Origin of the sequence: Kerstersia sp. (genome assembly GCF_052103615.1) — a bacterium.
Lineage (GTDB): Bacteria > Pseudomonadota > Gammaproteobacteria > Burkholderiales > Burkholderiaceae_B > Kerstersia.
This window is the reverse complement of sequence record NZ_JBQEKA010000009.1, coordinates 1-26,058: the sequence shown is the minus strand read 5'-3', so window position 1 is coordinate 26,058 and position 26,058 is coordinate 1. Positions and strand designations below refer to the sequence as shown.

Here is a 26,058-nt window from a genome sequence, read left to right as displayed (position 1 = left end):
TGCGCCCGGCAAAGCGATTACAATGGATCGCTTCCCGACGCGCCCAGCCGACGCGCCGCCACTTCCTCAATTAGGCTCTTGTCTGTCATGGCAAATATCGTTCTCTTCGAAAACATCCATCCCAGCGCCCGCGAAGTGTTCAAGCAGGCCGGCCTGACCAACATCGTTTCGCATGCCATCGCGCTTCCGCCCGATGAACTGCGTGCGGCCCTGAAGACTGCCGACGTCGTCGGCATTCGTTCCCGCACCAACCTCGATGCAGGCCTGCTCAACGAGTTCCCCAACATCCGCGTGATCGGCTGTTTCTGCATCGGCACCAACCAGGTCGCCCTGGATGTGGCAGCCCAGCGCGGCATTCCGGTCTTCAACGCGCCCTTCTCCAACACCCGCTCGGTCGCCGAGATGGTACTGGCTGAGGCCATCCTGCTGCTGCGCCGCATTCCCGAAAAGAATGAGCGCGTGCATGGCGGCCATTGGGACAAGACCGCGACCGGCGCCTTCGAAGCCCGCGGCAAGACGCTGGGTATCGTCGGTTACGGCAACATCGGTTCGCAGGTCAGCACGCTGGCCGAAAGCCTGGGCATGCGCGTCATTTACCATGACATCGAAGCCAAGCTGCCGCTGGGCAACGCCCGCGCCGCCCTGTCGCTGGATCAGCTGATGGAAGAAGCTGATGTCGTGACCCTGCACGTTCCTGGCGGTTCGCACACGGCCAACATCATCAATGCCGAACGCCTGGCGCGCGCCAAGAAGGGCGCCATCATCATCAACGCCTCGCGCGGCACGGTGGTGGATATCGGCGCGCTGCGCGATGCCATCGTGAGCGGCCATATTGCCGGCGCCGCCCTGGACGTGTTCCCCACGGAACCCAAGGGCCCGAACGAGCCGCTGCAAAGCCCGCTGGTTGGCCTGCCCAACGTGATCCTGACGCCCCATATCGGCGGCAGCACCCAGGAATCCCAGGAAAACATCGGCCGCGAAGTGGCAGAAAAGCTGGTGCGTTACTGGCTGAGCGGCACCACCAAGGGCGCCGTGAACTTCCCTGAGCTGCCCTATCTGGAAGCCAATGGCGAAACGCGTGTTCTGCATATCCACCGCAATGCGCCGGGCGCCATCAGCGCGCTCAACAATGCGCTGGCGGAAAAGGGCTTGAACATCGTCAGCCAGACGCTGCAAACCAAGGGCCAGCTGGGCTATGTCGTTACCGACGTTGACGGCCCGGTGGGCGACGATGTGCTGGAGCTGCTGCGCAGCCATCCCGCTACCATCCGTGTCGAGCGCGTCGCTACTCACTAAGTGACGCCCTGACAAAAATCCCCGCCAGGTGCTAGGCCTGGCGGGGATTTTGTATGGCTGGGCGCTTCCTGACCGTGTGCTTCCTGTCCGTGCGTATCCTGTCTGGGCGTTCTCAGCCGCGCTCGCGCTCCGCGATCTGCTCGGCGCGTGCCAGCAGCCCTTCCGCGGCATCCACATGCAAACGCTCTACGAGCACGCCATCCACCACCACCACGCCCAGGCCCTGTGCCTGCGCCTGGGCCCAGGCCGCCACGCGTTTACGTGCCGCCGCCACATCCGCGCCAGAGGGGCTGAACGCGGCATTGGCAGCCGCCAGCTGCCGGGGATGAATCAGTGTTTTGCCGTCAAAGCCCAGCGCCCGCCCCTGGCGGCATACGTGCGCCAGCCCGTCGTCATCTTCCAGATCGCCATGCACCCCATCCAGCGCCGCGCAACCCCAGGCCCGCGCTGCCAGCACGATTTGCGACAAGGCAAAGAGCAAAGGCTGACGGTCCGTGCCTGGCTGCGCATCCAGCGCCTTGGCCAGATCCGATGTCCCGGCCACCAGCGCGGCCACGCCCTGTTCCGCAATGGCGTCGGCGCGCAGTATCCCCAGCGGGGTTTCCAGCATGGCCCATAGCGGCAAATCCGCCCGGCAGCCTGCTGCCTGCATCGCCCGGCGCGCCTGCTGCACGGCAGCGGCACTTTCCACTTTGGGCAACAGCATGCCGTCGATATCCTGCCCCGCCAGCCATGCCAGGTCGTCTTGCCCCCAAGGGGTCGCCAAGGCATTGATGCGCACGATGCGTTCACGGTAGCCATAGCCCTGCGGCTGGGCCAGCGCGGCGCCTATGCGTTGGCGCGCCATGGCCTTGGTCTCCGGCGCGACCGCGTCTTCCAGATCGAAGATCAAGGTATCCGCCGCCAACGAGCGGGCCTTTTCCAGCGCCCGCTCGTTGGCGCCGGAGATATACAGCACCGAGCGCCGCGGCCGAAGCCCTGCCGCGTCAATGGCGTCGTGATGAAGAGACGGTTCCTGCTGCATGGCTGCTGCTCCCTGATTCTGCCCGTGTTCCATTCACTGATTTACAGGATGAAGTTCAAGCCCACGCACAGCAACAGCACGGCAAACAGTTTTTTCAGCATGACGGGCGACAGCTTGTGCGCCAGCTTCACCCCGATACCGGCGGAGAACATGCTGGTCACGGCAATGCCGACCAACGCGGGCAGATAAATGAAACCGAAACTATGCGGCGGCCGGTTGGCTTCGCCCCAGCCGAAATAAATGAAGGACAAGGCGCCGAAAATGGCGATGGGCATGCCGCAGGCTGCCGACGTGCCGACGGCCTTCTGCATGGGCAAACGACGCCATGACAAGAGCGGTACGGTCAAAGAACCTCCGCCGATACCGAAAAGTGCGGATGCGCACCCCACCACCGTACCGCTAAGCCCCAACCACAACTTGCTGGGCTGTCGAAAAGGTTCGCCAGCGGCATTTTTGGTCCCCAGGCCAAAATACAACTGAACCGACATGCAGATCGCAAACACCCCGATGACCAATTGCAAATCGGCCCCTGGCAGCAGCGATGCCACACGCCCGCCCAAAATTGCCCCCACCAGCAAACCCACTGTCATCCAGCGCACCAGATACCAATTGATCGCGCCGCGCTTCTGGTGCCCGGCAATGGAGTTGATGGACGTAAACACAATGGTGGCCAGCGATGTGCCTACCGCCATATGGGTCAGGACGTTGGGATCCAGCCCCTGGGCCGTAAAGCTATACACCAGCACCGGGACGATAATCAGGCCGCCGCCGATACCGAACAGTCCCGCCAGCACGCCGGAAAATACCCCCAGCACCAGATAAAGCAAAAAAGTCAGCATAATCAACGCATTCCAGATAAGGGCCAGGCGGCAGCCAGGCGGTGGATTTCCAGGCGCGGCGCCCGCTGCCCGGGATACATGCCTGCATGTTAACGCCATGCGGCGGCCCCATGCTGACGCGATTTAACGTCCTTGTCACCCATGGCGTTTACTTTGCGGGTTCCCCGAATGCCATGGAACCCGCCATCATGACCCGCCACAGACGTCTTGCCCCTTGCCATGCCGCCCTGCTGACCGCTTTTATGGCCGCGCCCGTCTCCGCTGATGTGATCTTCAGCGAATATGTCGAAGGCACATCCAATAACAAGGCGCTGGAGTTGTACAACACCGGCAGCAGCGCTGTGGACCTGGCCCAGTATGAAGTCCATGTGTATGCCAACGGGGCCAAGACGGTGTCATCCACCTTCAAGCCCTCGGGCAGCCTGGCCCCCGGCGCCACCTACGTCATCGCCCATTCGCATATGGCCGATGCCCTGGGCAGCCGCATCAACCTGCTTGCCGGCCTGAACTACAACGGCGACGATGCCGTGACACTAAGCCGTCAAGGCGCCATTGTTGACCGCATCGGCCAGGTCGGTTTCCGCCCCTCGGAAGCCTGGGTAGGCGCCAGCGGCGCTTCGACCAAAGACAATACCTTGCGCCGCAAGGCTGCCATTCAGACCGGTGATGACGCGGCGGATACGCCCTTCGATGTCGATCAGCAATGGGATGCCTTTCCGGTCGATAGTTTCGACGGCCTGGGCGCCCACCCCGGCCTGGCCATCGGCGGCACGGTAGAGGCCCGCTGCGGCGCCCCCGCCACCGCCATCGCGGATCTGCAAGGCCGCGCCGACGGCGCCTCCCTGGAAAACGTCCATGTGGAAGCCATCGTCACGGCAAGCTATACCTACACCAACGGTTTTTCCGGCTTCTTTGTTCAGACTGCCGATGCCGAACGGCTGCGCCGTCCCGGCGTGTCCGAGGGGCTGTTCGTCTATGCCCCAGGGAAGACGGCCACGGCCGGCCAGCGCGTGCACCTGGTGGGCAAAGTGGAAGAGAAATACAACCAGACCCAGCTGACCCTGGCCAGCGATGTCGCCGTCTGTGCCTCTGGCCTGTCCGTGCAGGCCGAACCGCTGGCCCTGCCCCTGCCTGAAGGCAGCGACCATGCCCAGTATGCCGGCATGCTGGTCGAGCTGGCGCCCGGCCTGACCGTCAATAATGTCTATGAGCTAGGCCGCTATGGCAGCATTCTGCTGGGCAATGGCCTGTTGCAGACCCCCACGCATGCCGTTGCCCCCGGTCAGGCCGCCCAGGCACTGCTGGCCGCCAACACACGCAACAGCATCATCCTGGATGACGGCTACAACCATCAGAACCCTGCCTCAGTCCCCTATCCGGCGCCGGAGCTATCAGCAGCCAACACCCTGCGCCGCGGCTATACCACGACCACGCCGGTGCGCGGGGTGGTGGAAAACCGCTACAGTGCCTGGCGCATTCAACCGCTGCCCGGCGCGGCCGCCCCTGGCTTCGACCCTGCGGGCAACCCGCGCCCGGATGCCCCGGTCCGCGCCAGCGGCACCGATGTCCGCGTGGCCTCTTTCAATGTGCTGAACTACTTCAACGGCGACGGCAAGGGCGGCGGTTTCCCCACGTCTCGCGGCGCGAAAAGCGCAGCCGAACTGCAACGCCAGGAAGACAAAATCGTTGCGGCGCTCAAGCAGCTCGATGCCGACATCATCGGCCTGATGGAAATCGAGAACAACGGCTATGACGCCAACAGCGCCATCCATCAGCTGACGCGCCGCATGGGCAGCAACTGGAGCTATATCCAGCCCGCCAGCGAGCGCCTGGGGTCCGACGAGATCACTGTCGCGATGATGTACCGCAATGACAGCGTCCGCGAAACCGGCAAGGTTGCCACGCTGGACATCGACAACAAGAACCGCATGCCGCTGGCCCAGACCTTCGAATCGGTACGCGGCGGCTTGCCGGTCACGGTCGCGGTGAACCATTTCAAATCCAAGGGTTGTGACAAGGCCGCGGAGGGCGATGCCGACCAGAACGATGGCCAAAGCTGCTGGAATCCGACCCGGATCAAAGCCGCCCAGGCCCTGAACAACTGGCTCGCCGCCAGTCCGACGGGCGTCGAAACGGCGGGCCGCCTGATTATCGGTGACCTGAACAGCTACGCCAAGGAAGACCCCATCGCCGCGCTCGCCAACGCCGGTTACGCCGATCTGCTGGCCCGCGACGGCGCGGGCGCCGAATACAGCTATGTGTTCAATGGCATGTCAGGCTATCTGGACCACGCACTGGCCGACCCCGCCCTGGCGGCCAAGACCTTGAAAGCGCAAGTCTGGCATATCAATGCCGATGAGCCGCCAGCCCTGCAATACTCCTTGCAGTACAAAAGCGCGCAGCAACAGGAATCGTTCTATGCCGCCGACCCCTACAGCTCATCCGATCACGATCCGGTCGTGATTGATATGGCATTGTCCAAGCAGGATGACACCGGCGGCGAAGAATCCGGCACGCCCGAGCCTGGCGGCGATGACGACAGCAGCAGCGGCGGCGGCGCCATGGGCCTGGGCCTGCTCGCCGCCCTCGCCTGGATGCGGCGCCGCCGCGCCGCAGCGATTGTTTGAGACAAGCTGCCTGCGGGTAGTGGTCTGCGGGTAATGAGCTGCAAGCAATGAGCTGCGAGTAATGGCCTGCGGGTAGCTGCCTGAAAATGGCAGCCGCCCCGCCTGATGCCGGGCTGCCCTGCCCGGCATCAGCCCGGATCTGTCCGGATCTGTCCGAATCAGCCCGGCCTTAGGGCAGCAGCTCGCGCAACGCCGGCCAGACATTTTCCAGAATGCGCGGCTGTGCCGCTGCCACCGGATGCAAGCCGTCGCTTTGCATCAAAGCAGGCTCCAGCGCCACCCCTTCCAGCAAGAACGGCACCAGCCCGGTCTGGTAACGCTGCGCCAGCCCGGCGTACAACTGGCGCAAGCCGTCTCTGTAACGCGGCCCATAATTGACGGGCAATTCAATGCCGGCCAGCAAAACTTCGGCCCCGGCATCGCGCGCATCTTCTATCATGTCGGCCAGATTATCTTCCAGCACGGCCAGGGGCTGGCCGCGCAGGCCATCATTGGCGCCCAGTTCCAGCACCAGGATCTCCGGGCGGTACTCTTCCAGCAAAGCGGGCAAGGCGGCCTTGCCGTTGGCGCTGGTCGCTCCGCTGACACTGGCGTTGACGACCTTCCAGGTCGGCGCCTCGGTGGCCAGCCGCTGCGCCAGCAGATTCACCCAGCCCTGATCCGACGGAATATTATGTGCGGCGGATAGAGAGTCCCCCAGCACCAGAATGACGGGATCGGCCGCCTGCGCAAATGGCGCGGCAACCCACAGGCACAGCAAGCAAAGGAAACGACGCATGAGCGGTTCATCCCAGGTACAGGTACTTTTGGAAAGCCTGCATGTTAGCAAGTCAGTAGCAGGCCCCGCTGGCAGACTGGATATCCTGGAGGATATCTCCCTGCGCATCCGCGCCGGCGAAAGCGCGGCAATCATCGGCGCTTCCGGTTCCGGCAAGACGACCTTGCTGGGACTGCTGGCAGGGCTGGATGTTCCCAGCAGCGGCAGCATACGCCTCGATGGCCATGCCCTGGAAACCCTGGATGAAGAAGCGCGCGCCGGACTGCGCCGGCGCCTGGTCGGCTTTGTTTTTCAATCCTTCCACCTATTGCCTGCCCTCAGCGCCGAAGAAAACGTCATGCTGCCGCTAGAACTGGAGGGCGCGCCCCGCGCCCGTGAACGGGCCCAGGCCGCGCTCGACGCTGTCGGCCTGTCGCACCGCCGCAGCCATTACCCGGCGCAACTGTCCGGCGGAGAACAGCAACGCGTTGCCATCGCCCGCGCCTTCGTCAATGAACCCCGCATTCTGTTTGCTGATGAACCCACTGGTAACCTGGATGCCCGCACCGGCAGTACTGTGAGCGATCTGCTGTTCCGTCTCAACCAGGAACATGGCACGACACTGGTGCTGGTCACGCACGATCTGACGCTGGCGCAACGCTGCCAGCAGTCGCTGCATATCACTGCAGGCCGCCTGGACACATGAACACCGCCCTGGTTCCGCCCTTTCCCGCCGCCCACCGACATCCATGAATATCCTCCCCCTGGCTTTACGCACCGTCCGGCGCGAATGGCGTCTCACGGAACTGCGCACCCTGGCGCTGGCGCTGGTGTTGTCCATCGTTGCGCTGGGCGTGGTTGCCACGCTGGCGCTGCGCGTCGAACACAGTATTACCGCGGGTTCGGCCGAACTGCTGGGCGGTGACAGCGGCATCAATGCGCCCAGCCCCATTCCGGCGGACTATGAAAAGCAGGCCCGCACCCTGGGGCTGGCCACGGCGCAAACCATCCGTTTTCCCAGCATGGCCTTCACCCGGGAGCAGGCCCAGTTGCTGAACCTGGCGGCCGTCTCGCCGGACTGGCCGTTGCGCGGCGAGATCACGCTGCGCCATGCCGATGGCAGCAGCCGCAGCGCCGCTGCCCCCCAGCCGGGCGAAATCTACCTGGATGCCCGCGCCCTGGCCGCGCTGGACGTAGCCGTAGGCGCCAGCGTGCAAATCGGCGACACCACGCTGCGCGTCGCGGGTGAACTGCTGCGCCAGCCCGACGGCGGCAACGTTTTCGCGATGGCGCCCGCCGCCCTGGCCCCGCTGGCTGATATCGAAGGCGCCGGCCTGCTGGGGCCGGGCAGCCGCGCGCGCTACAGCCTGCTGCTGGCTGGCGCCCCGGATGCCGTCCAGGACTGGAAAGCCTGGGCGGGCGCGCAGGCCTTGCCGGACAACGCCAAGCTGATCGAACTGGAAGACGCGCAGCAAAATCTGGGCGCGGCCTTCGAGCGCGCCAATGCCTTTCTGCGCCTGTGCGCGCTGCTGGCGGCCTTGCTGGCCGGTGTGGCCATCGCCCTGGCCGCGCAGCGCTATGCCCAGCGCAAAACTGATGAAGTGGCCCTGCTGCGCGCGCTGGGCACCCCGCGCGCCGATGTCCTGAAACTCCTGGCCGGCACGCTGGCGGCCTTGGCCTTGCCCGCCGCGCTGCTGGGCATTGCCCTGACGCAAGGCTTATCCCTGCTGGCCTGGCAAGCGGCAGGCCAATTGTTCAGCGGCGCCTTGCCCACCCTGCAACCGGTGCTGCCCTCGCTGGCTGCCGCCGCCATGGGCCTGGCCATTCTGGCGGGTTTCGCCCTGCCGCCGCTGGCGCGGCTGGCAGAGGTTCCGCCCGCCGCCGTGTTCCGCCGCAGTGTCACGCCACGCGTGCGCCGTTTCGACCTGTTCTACCTGCTGCCGCTGGTCACTGCGCTGGGCCTGATCTGGATGCAGGCGGGCAGTGCCAGGCTCGCACTGATTCTGGCGGCCAGCCTGGCGGTCGTGGCCCTGGCGGCGGCGTTGCTGGCGCTGCTGGCCCTCTGGCTGGCCCGGCGGCTGGCCGCCGGTATCCATCCGGCCTTGCGCCTGGGGCTGGCCTCCCTGGCCCGCCGCCGCTTCACCAGCGCCATCCAGGCAGTCGCCTTGAGCCTGGGCCTGTGCGCGCTGCTGATTCTGGCTGTCACCGCCCCGGCGCTCCTGCAGGAATGGCGGGCGGAACTCCCTGAGGAAACCCCGAACTGGTTTGCCCTGAATATCCTGGAAGAGCAAGTCCCCGATTACCGCGCCGCCCTGGCGCAGGTCGATGCCAGCCATATCGCCATGCTGCCGCTGGCCGTGGGCAAACTGACGGCCGTCAACGGCGAACCGGCAGAGCGCTTTTACCAGACCCCTGAAATGCGTGAACGCGCCGCCGAGCAACTGCGTTTTTCCTGGAGCGCCACGCTGCCTTCGGCCAATCGGCTGGTGGCCGGATCCTGGCTGGCGCCCGGCGCCACCGCCGCCGGCCTGTCGGTCGAAAAAGGCTGGATGGAACGCTTTGGCCTGAAGCTGGGCGACAGCCTGACCCTGGAAAGCGGAGGCCGCAGTGTGACGGCCACCATCGACAGCGTGCGCGAAGTCGATTGGAGCTCATTCCGCGTCAATTTCTTCCTGCTGCTCGACCCCAGCCACGCTGCCGGCATGCCTCATACCTGGATCGCCAGCTATTACCTGCCGCCTGCGCAGAACACCCACCTGGCGGACATGGCGAGGCAATTCCCCAACGTCAGCATGCTGGACGTCAATGACCTGCTGGAACGCGTGCGCAGCATCATCGAACGCGTCAGCAGCGCCGTGGGCTGGGTGCTTTCCTTCAGCCTGCTGGCTGGCGCCCTGGTACTGGCCGCTGCGCTGGCGGCCAGCGCCCAGCAACGCCGCCATGAAGCCGCGCTGCTGCGCACCCTGGGCGCCCAGCGCCGCCAGTTGCGTCTGGCGGCCTTGTGCGAATTCCTGGTGCTCGGGCTGATTGCCGCCCTGACAGCCACCCTGGGCGCCGCCGGCGCAGGCAGCTGGCTGGGGCAGGCCGTCTTCCGCATGGCCCATGTCCCGCTGCCCTGGACGCAACTGGTCTGCACCGCCTTATTGGCCGCCCTGGTGATTACTTTGCTGGGCCTGGCTGGCACACGGCGCATTCTGAATACGCCGCCCATGGCGCTGCTGCGCGCCGCCTGATTGCAAGCCAGCAGCCCGCGCCGCTGTGATCCCCCCAGCGATCATTAGTGCGCTTGGTGTTCTTAGTGCGCTTGGAACCCTTGGGGCGCCTGTCGCCCGCCGAGCCTCAAGGCGTCCAGGCTGCCGCCATGGGCAGCCTGTGCTGGCCGACTAAACCACGACCGCCGGCAGCGCCGGGCGCTGCTGCGCCAGCAGCTCGGCCAACACACGCAAGGCCCGCTCCAGGCGGCGCCGGTCTGGCACGGCTCCCAGGGAAATACGGATGGCCTTGGGCGCCATGCCATCCACCGTGAAAAACTCAGAAGTGCAAATGCCCAGGCCATGAGCGCTGGCAGCCGTCAGCAAGCCGTTCAGGCTCCATTGCGCGGGCACGGCTTGCCAGATATGAAAACCGTGCGGCCCCTCACGGTGCGCAAAAGGCAGCACGGCTTGCGCCATGTCGTAGCGTATATGCGCCTCGCCAGCGACGGCGTCGCGAAACTCCGCCGCCATCCCGCTGCGTATCCACTGCGTCGCCAGGGCACCCATCAGCGGCGCCCCCATCAGCGTCAAGGCCCGCATGGCCAACGCGAAACCATCTTGCGCTGCCGCGTCGGGCAAAATGACAAACGCCGTGCGCAAACCCGGTGTCAACGATTTCGATAAGGTCGCGACATAGCTCACGATGTCCGGCGCGATACGCGCCAGCGCCGGCGGCCCGTCCGGCGCCAGAAAACTGTAGGGGTCATCCTCGATGACATGCACGCGATGGGCGCGCGCCACCGCCAGCAGTTCCTGGCGGCGGGCCAACGGCATGGTCAGCGCCGTCGGGTTCTGAATCGTCGGGTTCAGATACAGCACGCGCACTTGCTGCGTCCGGCACACGCGCTCCAATTCATCGGGCAGCATGCCCGCGCCGTCCACGGCCACGGCGACCATGCGCCGGCCGCTCTGGCGCACGGCCTGCATCAGCCCGGGGTAGCACAAGACCTCGGCAGCCACGGCGTCGCCCGGCGCGCTGTGCGCCAGCACCAGGCCCGCCAGGGCCACTTGCGCCCCCGGCACGACCGCAATGCGCGCCGGATCCACCTGGCCTAGCTCGCTGCCCACCCAGGCCGCCGCCGCCTCGCGGTCGGCCAGGCTGCCTGCCCCCCAGTGATAAGTCATCAAGGTATCGACATCGGCGCGCGCCAGCACATCGTTCATACCTTGGCGCAGCATGTATTCCAGCTTGCCGCCGGGCGGCGGCGGCGGAATATTCATACTGAGATCTGCAACCCGCCCATCATCGGCAGGCCCATGCGACACGAACGAGCCCTGGCCGACCCTGGCGTCCAGCAGTCCCCGGCGGCGCGCCTCGGCATAGGCACGCGTCACCGTGGTCAGGTCCAGCCCCAATTGGCGCGCCAATTGCCGCTGCGGCGGCAGCCTGTCGCCAGGCCGCAAGCGGCCTTCATCCAGCGCATTGCCGATGGCATCGGCAATCTGCAAATAACGCGGCCCGCCGCCATCAACCAGCGTCCCCAGCCAGGCAGGCGCAGTCATCGACGTATCGCTTTTGTCATTCATGCGAATCGTATGGTGATTGTTTGTGATATATTCCGATCCTGCAGAATATTGTATGCATACATTATATGTGCAAATACATACAAATCTCGCAAGCCCCGCCCGGCCCGGTCCTGCAGCCTGCCCCCATCATAGAGCATGTCACGCCAGGACACGCCCACGCGGCGTACGCGTCCTGGCTTCTGCCTGCGACTCCTCATCCGGCGTCCCCGCCCATGTCCAAGAAATGACGATGAAACCGTTGAAAATACGACACCTATGCATGCTTCCAGCCTTGCTGGCGCTGGCCGGCCTGTCTGGCTGTGACTGGGAGCTGATCAACTCCAAAGGCCAGGTCGGCGTGGAAGAACGCAATCTGATCTTCACGGCCGTCGGCCTCATGCTGATTGTTGTGCTTCCCGCCATTATTCTCAGCCTGGTCTTCGCGTGGAAATACCGCGCGGCAGCCAAGGCGCGCTATGCCCCCGAATGGGCCCATTCCACGGCGGTCGAGGTCGTCGTGTGGGGTTTTCCTGTCATTATTGTCTGCATACTTTCAGTCATTGTATGGAAAAGTACCCATAAGCTGGATCCGTACAGACCCTTGGAATCGGAAGTGCCACATGTCACCGTGCAAGCCATTTCCGCCGACTGGAAATGGATTTTCATTTACCCGGAACAAGGGGTGGCCACCGTCAATGAGCTATACATCCCGGCCAATACCCCCATCGCGTTCGACATTACCTCCAACAGCTCGATGAATACCTTTTTCATCCCGCAGCTGGGAGGCCAGATCTACGCCATGGCCGGCATGCGCACCAAGCTGCACCTGATTGCTGACGAGCCGGGCAACTACCGCGGTTTCTCGGGCAACTACAGCGGCAACGGTTTTTCCGATATGTACTTCACGGCCCATGCCTTGCCGCCCGCACAGTTCGAACAGTGGGTGGAACGCACCCGCGCCGGCAGCGGCAACTTTGATTTCGAGCGTTTCCAGGAAGTCGCCAAGCGCCCTGAGAACCCGCCCTATCGCTACCCGATTCAGCAGTACGCCAGCGTCGAGCCGCAACTGTTCGACCGCATCATCGGCCAGTTCGTCGATATGAGCCACCATGACGCCGCGCCCGCTGGCGGCCATGACCAGGCCCAGGACGGCGCTTCCCGCCACGATAGCCTCCAGGGCGGACATGCCGCCCCGGAAACGCACCCGAATGCCCTGTAACCGAGACCGGACATGTTAGGAAAACTCAGCCTGGCGGATATACCGCTACACGAACCCATCGTCGTCATCACCCTGATCGCCATCCTGATTGGCGGCCTGGCGGTGGTCGGCGGCATTACTTACCTGCGCAAGTGGGGCTATCTCTGGTCTGAATGGATCACGTCCGTCGATCATAAGAAGATCGGCATCATGTATATCTTCGTGGCGCTGATCATGCTGGTGCGCGGCTTTGCCGACGCCATCATGATGCGCGCCCAGCTGGCCGTCGCCAACGGCGGCAGCGAAGGCTTTCTGCATCCCGATCACTACGACCAGATCTTCACCGCCCACGGCGTGATCATGATCTTCTTCGTGGCCACGCCATTTGTCGTGGGCCTGATGAATATCGTCGTGCCGCTGCAAATTGGCGCGCGCGACATGGCCTACCCCTTCCTCAACGCATTCAGCTTCTGGCTGTTCGTGGTGGGCGTGGTCCTGGTCATGCTGTCTCTGGGCATAGGCGAATTCGCCATGACCGGCTGGGTCGCCTATCCACCGTTGTCCGGCATCGAGCTCAGTCCGGGCGTGGGGGTGGATTACTACATCTGGGCGCTACAGGCATCCGGTCTGGGCACTCTGCTCACCGGGGTCAACCTGTTCGTGACCATCATCAAGATGCGCGCCCCCGGCATGACGCTGATGAAAATGCCCGTGTTCACTTGGACCGTGCTCGTCACCTGCGTCATCATCATCGCCTCCTTCCCCATTCTGACCGGAACGCTGGCCATGCTGACGCTGGACCGCTATCTGGACACCCACTACTTCACCAATGATCTTGGCGGCAACGCCATGATGTATGCCAACCTGGTATGGGCCTGGGGCCACCCCGAAGTCTATATCCTGGTGCTGCCCGCTTTCGGTGTGTTTTCCGAAGTCACGGCCACCTTTGCGCGCAAGAAGCTGTTCGGCTACAAGTCCATGGTCGGCGCGACGGTCGCCATCGGCGTGCTGTCGTTCATCGTCTGGCTGCACCACTTCTTTACCATGGGTTCCGGCGCCAACGTCAATGCCTTCTTCGGCATCATGACCATGATTATTGCCGTCCCCACCGGGGTGAAGATTTTCACCTGGCTCTTCACGATGTACCGCGGCCGCCTGGAATTCACCACCCCCATGCTGTGGACCATCGGCTTTCTGGTTACCTTCGCCATCGGCGGCATGACCGGCGTGCTGCTGGCCATCCCCGGCGCCGACTTCCTGCTGCACAACAGCCTGTTCCTGATTGCCCACTTCCACAACACCATCATCGGCGGCGCCCTGTTCGGCTATTTCGCCGGCTACGTGTACTGGTTCCCCAAGGTGTTCGGCTTCAAGCTCAATGAACGCCTGGGCCGCTACTCCTTCTGGTGCTGGATCATCGGTTTCTATCTGGCCTTCATGCCGCTCTACATGCTGGGCTTCATGGGCATGACGCGCCGCCTGAACCACTATGACAACCCCGCCTGGGTGCCGTATCTGTATGTGGCCTTCGTGGGCGCGTGCTTCGTGGCGCTGGGCATCTTCTTCATGGTGCTGCAACTGGTGGTCAGCATCCGCGACCGCAACAAGAACCGCGACCTGACGGGCGACCCCTGGAATGCGCGCACGCTGGAATGGGCAACCGCCTCGCCGCCGCCGTTCTATAACTTCGCCGTCACGCCGCATGCCGATACGCTGGACGCCTTCCATGAAGCCAAGAAACATGGCGGCATCGCACGCCCGGCGCGCTACGAACCTATCCACATGCCGCGCAACAGCGGTCTGCCCTTCATCATGTCCGCCTTTGTGCTGGCGCTGTGCTTCGCCCTGATCTGGCATATCTGGTGGATGGCCATTGCCGGGCTGGCAGGCACGATCCTCACCTTCATCTGGCGCACCTACGACAAGGACACGGATTACTACGTGCCCGTCAAGGAAATCGAGCGCATCGAAAACGCTCACTACCAAGCTGCCCAATCCCAAGTCCAAGCGAGCCAGGCCTGACCATGTCCACTCATACCTTGAACCCAAGTTCCGGCGCGCGCGCCACGCCGCACGCCAACCACGGCCATAGCCATGACCACCACGGGCACGAAGCGCACGGCAACAACACTGTCTTCGGCCTGTGGATCTACCTCATGTCCGACGTCGTGCTGTTCGGCAGCCTGTTCGCCACCTATGTGGTGCTCATGAATGCCTATGCCGGGGGCCCCACCGGCCAGGAAATCTTCAACCTGAAGTTTGTCCTGGGCGAAACCTTCGTGCTGCTGTTCTCCAGCATTACCTTCGGCTATGCCTCGCTGGCCATTCACCGTGGTGACAAGACCAACGCGCTGCGCTGGCTGTGCGTCACCTTCGTGCTGGGCGCGCTCTTCATCGCCATGGAAATCTATGAATTCCAGCATCTGGCCAGCATAGGCGCCGGCCCCAGCCGCAGCGCCTTCCTCGGCGCCTTCTACGGCCTGGTCGGCACGCACGGCCTGCACGTTACCGCCGGCCTGATCTGGCTGGCCGTGCTGATCCACCAAACCTCGATGGATGGCCTGACGCCACGCAACCAGACCCGCCTGGCCTGCCTGGGCCTGTTCTGGCACTTCCTGGATCTGGTCTGGATTTGCGTCTTCACTGTTGTCTATCTGACGGGAGCCCTGTAATCATGTCCCAACACGGCCACACTGATACCGATAGCGCTGGCGCCAGCTACGGCACGCTGCGCTCGTACAACACCGGCTTCATCCTGGCGGTCATCCTGACGCTGATTCCGTTCGCGCTGGTGATGTACCCCACCGGTCTGGAACGTTCCACCACCTTGCTGCTGATTTTCGGTTTCGCCATCGTACAGACCATCGTGCAACTGGTGTACTTCCTGCACATGAACCGCGAATCGGAAGGCGGCTGGAATCTCTCCAGCTTTGTCTTCACCATTGTCATCCTGCTGATTGTGGTCGGTCTTTCGCTCTGGATTATCTGGAGCATGAACGATCACATGATGATGTAAGGCAAGACCGGTTGTGCGCATCTTCAGGCAATACCTGCTGCTGACCAAGCCCGGCATTATTGCTGGCAACCTGGTCAGCTTCGCCGGCGGATTCTTCCTCGGGTCTGCCGGCCACGCGAGCGCCGGCACCCTGTTGGCCGCCGCCGCCGGCGTGGCCCTGGTCATTGCCTCGGGCTGCGTCTTCAACAATTACATCGACCGCGATATCGACGCCGCCATGGCGCGCACGCGCCAGCGCGGGCTGGTCACAGGGCAAGTCGCCCCCCGCCATGCCCTGTGGTACGGAACGCTGCTGGGCGTGGCAGGCCTGCTGCTGCTCCAGGCCTGGGGCGGCGGCATGCTCGCTGCATGGCTAGGCCTGCTGGGCTTTGCCGTCTATGTCGGCGCCTACAGCCTTTATGGCAAACGCCATACCGTGCATGGCACGCTGATAGGCAGCGTGTCCGGCGCCATGCCGCCGGTGATCGGTTACTGCGCTGCCAGCGGCCGTTTCGACCTGGGCGCGCTGGTGCTGCTGGTCATGTTCTGCCTGTGGCAAATGCCGCACTCCTACGCCATCGCCATCTTCCGCGCACGGGACTACCAGGCTGCCCGCTTGCCTGTCCTGCCGCTGCAATACGGCCTGGCATCTGCCCGGGTGCAAATCATCGGCTATACCGCCGCTTTTGCCGCCTGCAGCCTGCTCTTGCCGCTCGTCAGCGCGGCAAGCTGGCTCTATCTGCTCACGGCCCTGTCTGGCGGCCTCTATTGGCTCAAGCTCACGCTGACAGCCTGCGATCCGGCCAATCCCGGCCCCTGGGCCCGCAAGCTCTTCCTGTTTTCCATCCTGCTGGTTGTGTTGCTGAGCGCCGCCATGGGCTTGGACGGCCTGCTGCAAACACTCCGCTGAATCAGTTCCCGCCCTGCCGCAAGCGTGACTGGCCCGGCCTGAACCGTGGCTGGCCATTAGCATGCAGAAAGGCTTTCCCCCTCGATGGCATAAATGGAATACCATTCCAGACAGCAGGGGAAATCAGCGGATACGCTGCTGGCTACCCCTGTATTGCCAACACAGGAGACATCAGCGCTATGGCACATCCGGCACAAGCTCTTTTCGATTTGAACGGTCAGGTCGCCGTCGTCACCGGCGGCGGTTCCGGTCTGGGCGCAGCAGCGGCGCGCGCCTTGCGCAGCGCCGGCGCCACCGTCATTATTCTTGGACGGCGCGAAGATGTGCTACAGGAACAGGCGGTCCGTCTGGGCGCGCAAGCGATGCGTTGCGACACCCGCGAACGCGAGCAAGTCAGCGCCGTCATGCAGGCCGTCGCCGCCCAGCATGGCCGCCTGGATATCCTCGTGAACGCGGCAGGCATTCACCGCAAATGCCCATCACTGGATTTCCCCGATGAAGAATGGATTGCGGTGCATGCCGTCAACACCCATGGCAGCTTCATCTGCGCCACCGAAGCGCTGCGCCATATGCGCGCGGCCGGACGCGGCAAGATCATCAATTTCTGCTCATACGGCAGCGCCAACGGCTTGCCCGAGAGCGTCGCCTATTCTTCAAGCAAAGGCGGTCTGCGGCAAATGACCAAAAGCCTGGCCATCGAATTCGCCCCGGCTGGCATTCAGGTCAATGCCATTGAGCCGGGCTGGTTCAAAACGGAAATGACGTCGGCCATGTTCAGTGACCCGGCCTGGCTGGAGCGCACGCAACGCCGTATTCCCGCTGGCCGCCCCGGCAATCCTGAGGACCTGGACGGCACCGTGATTTTCCTGGCGTCGCGTGCCTCCGACTATGTCACTGGCATCGCTTTGCCCGTGGACGGCGGAGCCCAGGCCGTCTGAGCTCCGTCACGGGCAGGCCCAGCGCCGGCTGACCGGCGCTGGCCGCGCTCAGCGATCCCTGGCCCTGCCGCCCACCGTCGCGGCCAGGCTGGCAACAAATGCCCCCAGCAACAGCGCGGCAAACAGCCAAAGCGCAAACGTCGCAGCGGCTTTACGCGCCGCATCGGCGGCCTTCCGGGCCGTTTGCTCGGCTTCGTCCAGCGCCTGCTGCGCACGGGCGCTCACTTGCTGGATACGTTGCTCGGCGACCGGCGCTTCCACCCCGGTGTACTGTGCCACGCGCTGGGTCAGGTATTCCTTATCTTCCTGATCCAGCTTGCCCTGGGTGATGCCGCGCACGAAAATCCTGCCGATTTCCCGGCGCTCCTCGCCAGTGCCGGTACGCAAGGAGGAATCGGCCGGGCGCAGCAGGGTGTCGGTAAAGTCATCCAATACCTGCTTGCCGCCGCCCTGGCCAGCCACAGAGCCCACCACCGTGGCGCCGCCCTCCAGCAAGGATGCCCCTGCCTTGGCAGCGCCGCTGCCTGCGGACATCAGGGCCGAGCCCAGCACAATGGCGCCAATGACCGCGCTGAGCGCCCAGACCAGAAACCCATGCGCCGTATCGCGGAAATAAATTTCATCGCGGTCCGCATCCGTCCACTTCGTTCTCAGCCGGCCTGCCACATAGCCCGCGATGCCATAAGCAATCACCTGCGTGACGAAAAGCCACACAATGGTGCTGACCGCAATCACTGATGCCGACGCGCCTTCATCCTGCCACGGCGATACGGCCAAAAAGCCCAGCCCGCTGCCGCCAGTCATCAGCGCCGCGGACAAAGCCGCCGCAATGACCGCACCGGCAATCACAGCGCCCCAGGACACGGCGGAATGCGCGGACTCACCGCCATGCCGGGCCACGGCCAGCGTATTTACACTACTGCTTTGGGTTGTCTGCATGAGAGATCCTTTTCGATGTCGATAGCGCGCTGCACGCGCTGCGAACTCGTACCGAGGCAGCCTGGCAGCGATGCCGGGCCGCGACGGTCTGATGGGAAATGCCTCATTGGGCCTCGCCGGGGAATGGCGCAGGCCGGCGATTTATGCCTGGATCGCTACGCGAGGCACAAACGTCAATGCCAGAACAAGGCCAACAGGATGATGACGGGGATAGGTACGCCCAGAAACCACAAGAGAATAGCCCGCATAACAACTCCTTGGGTTGAGTGAAACCGGCACGGGAAGAAAGGTGCGGCGCCGAAGGCATGCCGCTGTGCCGGCCAGGTACGACACTTTCAGGATACGGAGCAATGACGCCGAAAACGTATCCTTTCTTCTCAGAATGAGAATCATGTAACCCAAGACGGGTATTCAGTAACACTCTGGAGCGGCATCAAATGCCGTCCCTGCCCAGGCTGAAATGTGTTTCCGGCGCGCTTTCGCAGAAGATGCCGGGCTTACCTCCCTTCACGTCCTGACATAAAAAAACGCAGAAATATAAAAAACTGCTGATGCCATGCAGGCGCACAGCACCGGCCCGCAAGCCACGAAGAAAAGGCAGGGGACTTCGCCTGTCATCCGGCCATGCGTTCGGCTGACTCAGACCCATCCGCTTTAACCCCCCTCCCCTGAAAATGTGCCGCCATAAATTCCTGACTGGGCGGGCGGTCTCGGCGGAATCATGCTGAACTTTTACCCCCTCCCCATCCCTCCACCTGCATCGGACTACCGAAAATCGACCAGGGAATCATCAGAAAAACCGGGGACACCGGGGACAACTATTGATAACTCACGGAGAGCAAGCACATATGCGGGTTTCCGTGTCCCCGGATGCACCGGGGACAACAGACAAAAGTCCGGGGATGCCGGGAACAAACACCGGGGACACCTGGATATATCAACAGGTAATTAGCATCATGGCGGCATACTTTGCGTATTGGCAGCGCAAAATAAATCCTTCCCTGCCGCCCCCCGCAGCACCGTCTAACCCTTGTGGATAACTATCAACTGCCGCACAGGCGTTATCTGCTCAATAAATGAACAAATAAGACTCGCCCTGGAAGCCGCACTAGACCTCACGCATAGGGCATAGGCTCAGAGTTACTCACAGGGGGCGGGAAACGGAAGAGCACATAGGAGAATTATGTTAATTATGCGGATATTATCATTAATTGATTAGCATAATAAACAAAACCGGCTATCATGCCATCATTGACTCCCACCTGCAACCACACCCTCCCGCCATGCACATCCCCCCGCCAGAAGAACACCAGCAAGCCCTGCAAGCCATCGGCTGGACAAAGAATGACTTCTGCCTGGCGGCAGGCGTGCATATCGGCACCATCAATCGTTGGCACCGTGGTGATGGGCTGATACCGTCGTGGGTAAAGCCGTTCATGGGCCTGGCCGCAGACATGGCACAGGTTTCCAGCCCCAGCCAGGTGCTGGACTACATCGAGCGCACCACCCCACCCCATCTGTCCCCGGAAGCCTTTGAAGATGCCATCAAAGCGATAGGATGGAAGAAGGTGGACTTCTGCCGCATCGTGGGCACCAACGCAGGCACTGTGTCACGCTGGACGTCAGGCGAGATAGAGATACCAGCATGGGTACGCCACTTCCTTACCTTGCCGCTGTACGTCGCCATGCTCAGGTCGCGGCACATGCTTCCGCCATCGCGCACGCCTGCTCAGGATGCGTGATCACCCCGAAGTCCACGCATATTTGTCGCTCGCCCTCAAAACCGAGTGCAATACGCAGCAGCCCCTCTATGCTCGATGCACTATGTAGTCCCACGCCAAGGCCGCTGACAGCAAACGGCCCTGTGCACGTTTCAATGGCATACCCCTGACACTACATCTGTCACAAGGCCATATTGCATGCCAACTGTTATCACCAGCTGCACAACAACAGGTTTTGAAAACCACCACCCGTACGAACTAAACCGTAGCTGTAAGTTCGCAGGCACTCCTTACAAAGCAACCCAACCCTTACAAAAAACGACCAGTTTGCGTTTTTGCGCAAACTGACGTATTGTGCAAATCATCATGAATAGCTCCACCCCTTCCTCCTCCGACTTCCGCACCCCCGGCCAGTTCATCGACGCCCTGCTCACCGCAAGGGGCTGGACTAAACGTGTACTAGCCGTAATCCTTGGTGTGGACGACAGTAGCGTAAACCGCCTTGTCGCAGACAAGCGTCCGGTAGACGCAACAATGGCAATCTCGTTGGAAGAAATTTTCAATGTACCGGCGAAAGAATTTCTTGATTTGCAACAATCCTACGACCTTGCAATAGCGAGGATCTCAGCACGTCCAGACCCAGGCCGTGCAACTCGCGCTCAGCTTTTTGGCGGACTGCCGGTTGCAGAAATGATAAAACGCGGATGGCTTGATGCAGAAAACTCTAGGGACATCCCAAAAGTAGAGGCAGCACTCGCAAAATTCTTCAAAGAAGAATCCATTGAGAATATCGAGGTACTGCCACACGCAGCAAAGAAAACCAACACCAAAGAAGAGCCAACACCAATCCAACTGGCTTGGCTTTATAGGGTCAAAGAAATTGCAAGTGAAATGCTTGTACCCAGGTACACGCCACTTTTAGGACGCCAAGCTGTTGGTAAGCTGTCCGCTCTACTGTCTGCCGCTGAAGAAGCACGAAAAGTCCCACGAATTCTTGCTGAAAGCGGCATTCGATTTGTCATCGTTGAATCCCTCACCTCCGCAAAAATCGACGGCGTGTGTATGTGGCTGGACAAATACTCCCCTGTTATTGGAATGAGTTTACGCCACGATCGTATCGACAATTTTTGGTTCGTGCTACGCCATGAACTTGAGCACGTACTTTGCGGCCACGGCTTGCACGAGCGTCCCCAAGACAACATTGTCATGCTGGACACCGAACTTGACGGTGAACGCGCTGGCACGGGCTCGACCATCAACGAGGAAGAGCGGGTTGCCAATGCAGCAGCCGCTGAGTTTTGCGTACCTCAAAAAAAGATGGATGCTTTCATCGCACGCAAAGCCCCGTTCTTTGCTGAGCGTGATCTTCTTGGGTTTGCAAACACGCTAGGGATACACCCAGGATTGATAGCAGGACAGTTGCAACATAGAACTGGGCGCTATGACCGCTTCCGTGCTCATCTGCAAAAAGTACGATCAATTGTTGCCCCTAGCGCCATCGTTGATGGCTGGGGTGACGTAGCACCTGTTGGCATCTAAAAGGAGAACGCCAAATTGAACAAGCATCAGGAAATGCAACGCCTTATCCGTCTCTACAAAGAAGAAACGGGCGAGACAGAAGTAAACATGCGCAAAGTGGCAATCTTTGCCAACAATCGTGGCTGGCCACTACCTAAGCCAAGAGACCCTCTCGACCTGCTTGCCAAAGAGTTTACGCAGGCTGCTAGGCAAGAAGTTCGGAGAGACCCTAAAACGGGAAAACCATATCGCGCAAACCATGCCCTTCCAACTACACAGGGCGGTGAACAATTTACGCTATGGATTGATATTGACGAGGCCACCCGCCCGCAAATGTTGAAATCCCTAATTAATCGACGCGAGCAGATGGTTGGCGACGGACTGCAATTATCGCTAGACGCTGATCATTGGAACAGCATTCACCCCGAAGAAAGTCCCATCCAAATTCCTTTGGACTTCACTGACGACGTTAATTGGCGGAAGAATGCTCCCGATGAAGATAGCAAAGCTGCATGAAAGGAAAAAGGCTTCGAAGCGTTGGAGCGCGTCGAAGCCCTTGGGAAAACGCCACGCTCAAAACCCCATGAGCGCGCGTCTTGACTACTGGTACGGGAATACCATCGTATGTCGGCCAACAACGGGCTGTCAACGTCAAGTTTTTGGTTGGGGGCCTGATCGCGGAGGCTACTATGCACCCGAACGAAGGCGAACAAGTCATCTACAGGATGACTATTACCGTCAAGGGGAAAGTGATCCGCCGCCCCAACGGTAAACCGTTCCGCATCGTGTTGCGCACCAAAAAAACCGTTCCGTAGGAACGGCACCCGTTGATGGGACCGCCCTTGTATTCATTACGATACAAGGGCGTTTTCCTTGCCTCCCCACTCATAACACCAGCCATTGCAGTAAACGGCTGCGTATACAAGAGACTGCTATTCGCCATCGAAAATAGCAGGCAGAACGCAGTAAACCGCCGTAGGCCCAACACCCGGCACCCGCTCCCGCCTGGTGTACTTGAAGGTCTTACCCTGGCCCTCCGTGCGCAGGTAGCCGCGTGCATGCAGTAGCCGCACCACCGTCAACGGATCAAAGCCCTTGCACACCTCTGCCCGGAAGGTCTCGGCAAAGACCATGTATTCGCAGCTCGCCGACTCCACCTGCACCACCACGCGCCGTCAGCCAGGCATCAAAGCAAGTCCGTACCCCAGCCTCTGCCGCGCCCCCCATCCCACCCGGCAATTCCCGCCTCCGTCGCCAGCTCGCCGCCCACCGCCACCAAGGCGAAACGGGACGCCACACGCTCCACCTGGCCAGACGCACCAACTGGCACCCAGTCTTTCACCAAACGGCTTGCCCAGGCCCGCACCAGCCCCGGTAGATCGTCAGCACGCGCCACCAGCCATTAAATGAAGACCCGGCCAGCCGTCCCATAAGTCCGTCGCGTCACTGCCTTGATATGCTCGGCCAACGCCCGCGCATCAGGAAGGCCGTGCAAGGTGTCGAACAGGCCCAGGCCCGCCCCCGCATCAGCGGGAATATCCGGCAAGCGCACCTCCTGGCCAGCATGTGCCCGCTTGCCCACCTCTTGCATGTGGTCGGCCAGGCTCAACTCACCCGACGACAGGAACAGCAGCCGCCAGCGCAATTGGCCCCGTGGCGTGGCAGTACGGCTCATGCGTGCCTTGCCCTGCTCATTGGCAAGCATGTAGGCGCATTCGCCCGAAGATGAAAGCCTCCCGACTCCATCGACGCATGGCGCAGCAGCGGCCCCGCAAAGGCGCAGCTCGCTGCAAACACCAGGCGAGAGTTACCGGCACACAGCGCCCCCACCTGGTCGCGCCACTCTTCGGCGCTGCCTGCTTCCTGGAACGTGTTGGGTAAGGCCGTAGGCGACTGGAAAACGACACGCTGCCCCTTGTCGCCAAATGACCGTTTTGGCAGCACAAAGGCGTTGCCATGCCAGCCTATCCGGTCGGCACTGATTGCACGCTCTGCCACGCTCCTGGCCTGCTGCTGAATGTAGCTGGCCAGGCGCTGACGCGACGCTGGCGTAGGATGCACGTCCAGACCCTGGTTGCTCAGTAGCTTGGCCAACTCCGCCCCATCGCCATGTAGCAACTCTGCAGGCATGGCCCACCGCTTTTCATTCCCGTCACGGTCGGCAAATTCCAGTAGATAGCCCCAATCCTGAGCGTCAGTGCTGCGCGTATGGGCGCGGATATACCAGGGGGCGCACATCCATTGTGGTGCCAAGTCGTTACCCTTGTTATCCGTGCCGTAGAAGAACACGCCCCGGCCTGGTTGACCAACAGGTATAAGCCCCCGCCATCTGCAAGTTTGCGTGGCTTGTCGGCAGCTTTGGCATTGCGGCAGGCGGTATCTGATAGCGGCATGACAGTATCTCTGTGACAGTACGAGCGGGATACCGTCAAAAGTACCGTCAGCATGGGCGGTATTCAAAGCACACATCCGCACGTATTGCACAAATAAAAACCCGCATAGCCTTACGCTGTGCGGGTTTCGTGTACGTCTATGTACATCAATTTGGTGGGCGGTACAGGGTTCGAACCTGTGACCCCTGCCGTGTGAAGGCAGTGCTCTACCACTGAGCTAACCGCCCAGAATCTCTTCGCAATGTGAAGAGAACGAAATAATAGCATTGCAAATGCAGAAGCAGCAAGTTTTTCTTACTTCGCCATGAAACTGCTGCCCTAAGCAGGGCGCAGCCCTGGCCTGGCTACAGCCAGCGTTCAGGATTGAGCCGCGTCAGGCTGCGGCTCATAGCGGCGCCAGACGCACTCGCCCTTGACCGCCTTATCCAGCGCCGCCAGATATTCCGCATGCGCCTGCAAATCATCGGCGCCTGCCGGCAAGACCGCCAGCCGGGACGGGTCGAAATCCTCATTGCCCGTCCGGAACTGCATGGCATTGCCGCCGGAAGGGTTCTCGGCCGCGTCGGCATCGCCCAGCAGTGACTCCTGGCCACGCGTCATGGCCAGCCAGACTTCGGCCAGCAAACGCGTATCCAGCAAGGCGCCGTGCAAGGTACGGTGCGCATTGGAAATGCCGTAGCGATCGCATAATGCATCCAGCGAATTGCGCTTGCCCGGATGCATTTCACGTGCAACCATCAGGCTGTCCGTTACCTTGGCGCAGTAGTCCTGCACCTTGCCCAGCCCGGCGCGCTGCAATTCGGAATCGAGAAACTTGATATCGAAAGCCGCGTTATGGATCAGCAGCTCGCCGCCGCGGATGAATTCGACAAAGTCCCGCGCCACTTCTTCGAAGCGCGGGTAATCGGCCAGGAACTCCGTGGTCAGGCCGTGCACGGCCAAAGCTTCCGGGTCACTATTGCGGTCGGGGTTGAGATATTGATGGTAGTGGTTGTCCGTCACCATCCGGTTATCCACTTCCACCGCGCCGATTTCTACGATGCGATGCCCTTGCGCCGGCTCCAGGCCGGTGGTTTCGGTATCCAGTACGATCAGCCGCATACGGGCAAGACTCCAAAAAGAAACAGGCAGGGCACTGCCGGAAAGCCATCAGTGTAAAACATGGCGCCTCACGAACGCCTCAGGCCCCGGACTGGGCCGTGCCGGCCTCGGCTGCCAGCGCTGCCGCGCCACGCACCATTTCCACACCTTGATTGGCCAATTCGTCAGCGCGTTCATTGCCAGGGTTGCCTGCGTGCCCTTTCACCCAGTGCCAGCTCACCTCATGGCGGCCGACTTCGCTATCAAGCTGCTGCCACAGATCGGCATTCTTGACCGGTTTTTTGTCGGCGGTACGCCAATCCCGGCGCTTCCAGTTGGGCATCCATTCTGTGATGCCTTTCATCACATACTGCGAATCTATGTGCAAGACGACCCGGCAGGATTCACGCAAGGCCTGCAAGGCCTGAATCACGGCCATCATTTCCATACGGTTATTGGTCGTTGCCGCCTCACCGCCGCAGAGGCACTTTTCATGGCGGCCATAGCGCAGCAGCGCGCCCCAGCCCCCAACACCCGGGTTGCCTTTGCAGGCGCCATCTGTCCAGATTTCCACTTGCTTGGCCGTTGCGGCCGGCGCGGGAGTATTTCCTGCCATGGGTATCACCAATTATCCTTGTCCTCAGGCAGCTCACGGGCCAGCACCGGCTGGCTCACCGCGTTCTGCTCCATGCTGGCAACGCCAGCCACGCGCGCGCCGCGCGGCATGCGGCGCCGTTTTTTCTTCCAGGGCTTGCCGATCAGCCGTGCGCCTTGCACACGCTTGATGGCCGAGACGGCATACACCGCGCCGCAAAACGGCCACCAGCGTTCGCCCGCCTTCTCCATGAACTGCCAGCGCTGCAGCCAGGTCTGCGTGCGGCACGGCGGCGCATAGCAGCCATAATGACCGCGCTCGGCCTCGAAGCCCAGCAGTTTGAACCAATCCCGCAAACGCGCCAGCGACACCTGGGCCGCCTGCGCATGCGGCAGCCAGGGGTCAATGCCTGGTACCGATTCCCTCAAGCCCCAAAGGCTCCATGGGTTAAAACCCGAAATGACCACC

At 61.9% G+C, this 26,058-nt stretch carries 24 protein-coding genes, 1 tRNA gene and 2 pseudogenes; 14 read left to right on the top strand and 13 right to left on the bottom strand.

What is annotated here, in order from left to right; genetic code table 11:
- The first annotated feature begins 87 nt into the window (after positions 1–87).
- A complete protein-coding gene (gene serA, locus ACTJGZ_RS04175; protein WP_441661690.1) occupies positions 88–1,296 on the top strand; it encodes a phosphoglycerate dehydrogenase in 1,209 nt (402 codons plus the stop codon).
- Positions 1,297–1,408: 112 nt separating this feature from the next.
- Here serA and ACTJGZ_RS04170 read toward each other — a convergent pair whose 3' ends face one another.
- Together ACTJGZ_RS04170 and ACTJGZ_RS04165 are read right to left on the bottom strand one after the other, a co-directional pair.
- The gene (locus tag ACTJGZ_RS04170; RefSeq protein ID WP_441661689.1) at positions 1,409–2,320 is read right to left on the bottom strand and encodes an HpcH/HpaI aldolase/citrate lyase family protein; all 912 of its coding nucleotides are present in this window, start codon (positions 2,318–2,320) and stop codon (positions 1,409–1,411) included.
- Between the two features lie 41 nt (positions 2,321–2,361).
- Entirely contained in the window at positions 2,362–3,159 is a 798-nt protein-coding gene (locus ACTJGZ_RS04165; protein WP_441661688.1) for a sulfite exporter TauE/SafE family protein, read from the bottom strand.
- Between the two features lie 110 nt (positions 3,160–3,269).
- On the opposite strand from ACTJGZ_RS04165, the gene ACTJGZ_RS04160 reads away from it, so the two are divergent.
- Positions 3,270–5,786, top strand: coding sequence for an ExeM/NucH family extracellular endonuclease (locus ACTJGZ_RS04160; protein WP_441661687.1), 2,517 nt, complete (start codon positions 3,270–3,272; stop codon positions 5,784–5,786).
- A 169-nt stretch (positions 5,787–5,955) separates the two neighbouring features.
- Here the strand turns inward: ACTJGZ_RS04160 and ACTJGZ_RS04155 are convergent, their stop codons facing one another.
- Positions 5,956–6,564 (bottom strand): arylesterase, encoded by a 609-nt coding sequence (locus ACTJGZ_RS04155; RefSeq protein WP_441661686.1) that lies wholly within the window; start codon positions 6,562–6,564, stop codon positions 5,956–5,958.
- Here ACTJGZ_RS04155 and ACTJGZ_RS04150 point away from each other — a divergent pair.
- Together ACTJGZ_RS04150 and ACTJGZ_RS04145 are read left to right on the top strand one after the other, a co-directional pair.
- Positions 6,563–7,249, top strand: a complete 687-nt coding sequence (locus tag ACTJGZ_RS04150; protein WP_441661685.1) for an ABC transporter ATP-binding protein — start codon at positions 6,563–6,565, stop codon at positions 7,247–7,249. The genes ACTJGZ_RS04155 and ACTJGZ_RS04150 overlap by 2 nt on opposite strands.
- Before the next feature lie 43 nt (positions 7,250–7,292).
- Positions 7,293–9,776 carry an ABC transporter permease gene (locus ACTJGZ_RS04145; RefSeq protein WP_441661684.1) on the top strand — a complete coding sequence of 828 codons (2,484 nt, stop codon included), beginning with the start codon at positions 7,293–7,295 and terminating at the stop codon, positions 9,774–9,776.
- Between the two features lie 150 nt (positions 9,777–9,926).
- Here ACTJGZ_RS04145 and ACTJGZ_RS04140 read toward each other — a convergent pair whose 3' ends face one another.
- Positions 9,927–11,324 carry an aminotransferase-like domain-containing protein gene (locus ACTJGZ_RS04140; protein ID WP_441661683.1) on the bottom strand — a complete coding sequence of 466 codons (1,398 nt, stop codon included), beginning with the start codon at positions 11,322–11,324 and terminating at the stop codon, positions 9,927–9,929.
- Between the two features lie 229 nt (positions 11,325–11,553).
- Here ACTJGZ_RS04140 and cyoA point away from each other — a divergent pair, with 229 nt between their 5' ends.
- The 6 genes from cyoA to ACTJGZ_RS04110 all read left to right on the top strand — a co-directional run bounded on the left by cyoA (position 11,554) and on the right by ACTJGZ_RS04110 (position 17,344).
- A complete protein-coding gene (cyoA, locus tag ACTJGZ_RS04135; RefSeq protein WP_441661682.1) occupies positions 11,554–12,522 on the top strand; it encodes a ubiquinol oxidase subunit II in 969 nt (322 codons plus the stop codon).
- 12 nt (positions 12,523–12,534) lie between these two features.
- A complete protein-coding gene (gene cyoB, locus ACTJGZ_RS04130; protein ID WP_441661681.1) occupies positions 12,535–14,523 on the top strand; it encodes a cytochrome o ubiquinol oxidase subunit I in 1,989 nt (662 codons plus the stop codon).
- A 2-nt stretch (positions 14,524–14,525) separates the two neighbouring features.
- Positions 14,526–15,173, top strand: a complete 648-nt coding sequence (gene cyoC / locus ACTJGZ_RS04125) for a cytochrome o ubiquinol oxidase subunit III (protein WP_441661680.1) — start codon at positions 14,526–14,528, stop codon at positions 15,171–15,173.
- 2 nt (positions 15,174–15,175) lie between these two features.
- Complete coding sequence (gene cyoD / locus ACTJGZ_RS04120) at positions 15,176–15,517, top strand: cytochrome o ubiquinol oxidase subunit IV (RefSeq protein ID WP_441661679.1); 342 nt, start codon at positions 15,176–15,178, stop codon at positions 15,515–15,517.
- A gap of 13 nt (positions 15,518–15,530) precedes the next feature.
- Positions 15,531–16,406, top strand: a complete 876-nt coding sequence (gene cyoE / locus ACTJGZ_RS04115) for a heme o synthase (RefSeq protein ID WP_441661678.1) — start codon at positions 15,531–15,533, stop codon at positions 16,404–16,406.
- A gap of 179 nt (positions 16,407–16,585) precedes the next feature.
- Positions 16,586–17,344, top strand: coding sequence for a glucose 1-dehydrogenase (locus ACTJGZ_RS04110; protein WP_441661677.1), 759 nt, complete (start codon positions 16,586–16,588; stop codon positions 17,342–17,344).
- 48 nt (positions 17,345–17,392) lie between these two features.
- Here the strand turns inward: ACTJGZ_RS04110 and ACTJGZ_RS04105 are convergent, their stop codons facing one another.
- On the bottom strand, positions 17,393–18,283 hold the full coding sequence (locus tag ACTJGZ_RS04105; protein ID WP_441661676.1) for a hypothetical protein: 891 nt from the start codon (positions 18,281–18,283) through the stop codon (positions 17,393–17,395).
- A 1,283-nt stretch (positions 18,284–19,566) separates the two neighbouring features.
- On the opposite strand from ACTJGZ_RS04105, the gene ACTJGZ_RS04100 reads away from it, so the two are divergent.
- From ACTJGZ_RS04100 to ACTJGZ_RS04085, 4 genes are all read left to right on the top strand, one after another.
- A complete protein-coding gene (locus ACTJGZ_RS04100) occupies positions 19,567–20,025 on the top strand; it encodes a hypothetical protein (protein WP_441661675.1) in 459 nt (152 codons plus the stop codon).
- A gap of 345 nt (positions 20,026–20,370) precedes the next feature.
- The gene (locus ACTJGZ_RS04095; RefSeq protein ID WP_441661674.1) at positions 20,371–21,543 is read left to right on the top strand and encodes a helix-turn-helix domain-containing protein; all 1,173 of its coding nucleotides are present in this window, start codon (positions 20,371–20,373) and stop codon (positions 21,541–21,543) included.
- 15 nt (positions 21,544–21,558) lie between these two features.
- Positions 21,559–22,038: a hypothetical protein gene (locus tag ACTJGZ_RS04090; protein ID WP_441661673.1), complete on the top strand. Its 480-nt coding sequence runs from the start codon at positions 21,559–21,561 to the stop codon at positions 22,036–22,038.
- 80 nt (positions 22,039–22,118) lie between these two features.
- Positions 22,119–22,337, top strand: a complete 219-nt coding sequence (locus ACTJGZ_RS04085; RefSeq protein WP_441661672.1) for a hypothetical protein — start codon at positions 22,119–22,121, stop codon at positions 22,335–22,337.
- A gap of 117 nt (positions 22,338–22,454) precedes the next feature.
- Here ACTJGZ_RS04085 and ACTJGZ_RS04080 read toward each other — a convergent pair whose 3' ends face one another.
- The 8 genes and pseudogenes from ACTJGZ_RS04080 to ACTJGZ_RS04045 form a co-directional block, all read right to left on the bottom strand.
- On the bottom strand, positions 22,455–22,679 hold the full coding sequence (locus ACTJGZ_RS04080) for a hypothetical protein (protein WP_441661671.1): 225 nt from the start codon (positions 22,677–22,679) through the stop codon (positions 22,455–22,457).
- Between the two features lie 245 nt (positions 22,680–22,924).
- The gene (locus ACTJGZ_RS04075; RefSeq protein WP_441661670.1) at positions 22,925–23,197 is read right to left on the bottom strand and encodes a hypothetical protein; all 273 of its coding nucleotides are present in this window, start codon (positions 23,195–23,197) and stop codon (positions 22,925–22,927) included.
- Entirely contained in the window at positions 23,194–23,811 is a 618-nt protein-coding gene (locus ACTJGZ_RS04070; protein ID WP_441661669.1) for a DUF927 domain-containing protein, read from the bottom strand. The genes ACTJGZ_RS04075 and ACTJGZ_RS04070 overlap by 4 nt, the downstream gene beginning before the upstream one ends.
- A 2-nt stretch (positions 23,812–23,813) precedes the next feature.
- Positions 23,814–23,915: pseudogene (locus ACTJGZ_RS04065) on the bottom strand (Arm DNA-binding domain-containing protein); the annotation flags it as partial.
- 152 nt (positions 23,916–24,067) lie between these two features.
- Positions 24,068–24,142, bottom strand: a tRNA-Val gene (locus tag ACTJGZ_RS04060).
- A 130-nt stretch (positions 24,143–24,272) separates the two neighbouring features.
- Complete coding sequence (dnaQ, locus tag ACTJGZ_RS04055; protein WP_441661668.1) at positions 24,273–25,016, bottom strand: DNA polymerase III subunit epsilon; 744 nt, start codon at positions 25,014–25,016, stop codon at positions 24,273–24,275.
- 79 nt (positions 25,017–25,095) lie between these two features.
- Positions 25,096–25,611, bottom strand: a complete 516-nt coding sequence (gene rnhA / locus ACTJGZ_RS04050) for a ribonuclease HI (RefSeq protein ID WP_441661667.1) — start codon at positions 25,609–25,611, stop codon at positions 25,096–25,098.
- A gap of 5 nt (positions 25,612–25,616) precedes the next feature.
- A pseudogene (locus ACTJGZ_RS04045) lies at positions 25,617–26,058 on the bottom strand (hypothetical protein); the annotation flags it as partial.